Source organism: Ruegeria sp. D1(2025) (assembly GCF_056536425.1).
The window spans coordinates 1-1116 of sequence record NZ_JBQFPO010000042.1 but is presented as its reverse complement, the minus strand read 5'-3'; the positions used below and the strand labels follow the sequence as shown (position 1 = coordinate 1116).

At 53.7% G+C, this 1116-nt stretch carries 1 protein-coding gene; it reads left to right on the top strand.

The window, feature by feature from the left end; genetic code table 11:
* Positions 1-530 precede the first annotated feature (530 nt).
* On the top strand, positions 531-1058 hold the full coding sequence (locus tag ACR1XU_RS23120; RefSeq protein WP_480909702.1) for a hypothetical protein: 528 nt from the start codon (positions 531-533) through the stop codon (positions 1056-1058).
* The last annotated feature ends 58 nt before the right edge of the window (positions 1059-1116 follow it).

The following is a 1116-nucleotide window of genomic DNA, read 5'->3' as shown; positions in this document are numbered from 1 at the left end:
AAACGGGGGCATTTCTCGGAGGGTTTAGCCCCCAGAGCCTAGTCTCGTTCCATGTTCCGATGAACTGGCTGGGGTGGTAGGAATCCTTGCCGACCGATGAAACCTATCAACTTTTCCGAACGGTGGCCGGAACTGGGGCAAAAACGGGGGCATTTTGCTGAGCGAAGCGACGGGCGGAATGGAGCGTCAGCGGGTCAGCACGGGGCATTTGTGACCGCTGGAGAGGCCGCTGGCGCTGAGACGACCGCTGACGAGACGTTCCGGGGCTGAAGACTGGTCGCCGGTGCTGGCGGGTTGGGGTGGCTGGGGTGGTTACTGACGTTCATGTCTAGTGCAGCTAAGGACTGTTGAGAGCCCGAAGCGGAAGCCGGGAATGACCTATTTAGTAAATCCACATCTCTGACCGACCAATCATTTATCGAAGCGGTGCCTGCGGCGCGTACGATTTGGATCAAAGTAGTGTGGCCTGACCTAAGTTGTAATACGTCAGGGTACTTTCTTGATTGGGTTAAGTCCCGTTGTGAGAGGATATGGTAATCAGGCGAAAATTAGTAGTTTTAATGCAAATTGCATTTAGCTCGGCCCGGCTATTGTCCGCCGGATTGGCAGTCGCATTTGTTCTACTTTCAGCTTGCGGCTATGAAACTCCCGACTATGTCGAGCCAGACAAGCCAGAAGAAGAACTGGCACGGTTGGAAACCCGCGTGCACGTACCTGGTGGCAGCCTATTCAAGCAGATGTCCGCCGGAATAGGGGTAATAACGGCCGTCGATGGAATATCTAACGCCAATGATTGGAGTGTTGGTTCTATCAGCATTTTGGTAGAGCCTGGGCGGCGTGAAATTGAAGCGCAGCTACGAACCGCTCATGGACAATCGACCGCGGCAGGTGAAGCATTGGATGCTGTTCTTGGCACTCCTGGAGCATCCGCGTCGTATGTCATTCTGGGAACCACAAACACTTTAAACGCGACGCTGGAGGCCGGTCAGGTTTACGAGGTTTTGTTTGAGAGAAGTGGGTCGACGATGTCTGACGTCAGCACCAATGGGACAGTTTAAGTAGATTTGATAAGAGAGGGTTTCTGGCTCATCGTAACCGCCAAGGAGTGGAGATGAG

Coding starts and splice junctions, on each gene's coding strand:
- ACR1XU_RS23120 (WP_480909702.1), top strand. CDS start 531: ATGGTAATCAGGCGAAAATTAGTAGTTTTAATGCAAATTGCATTTAGC.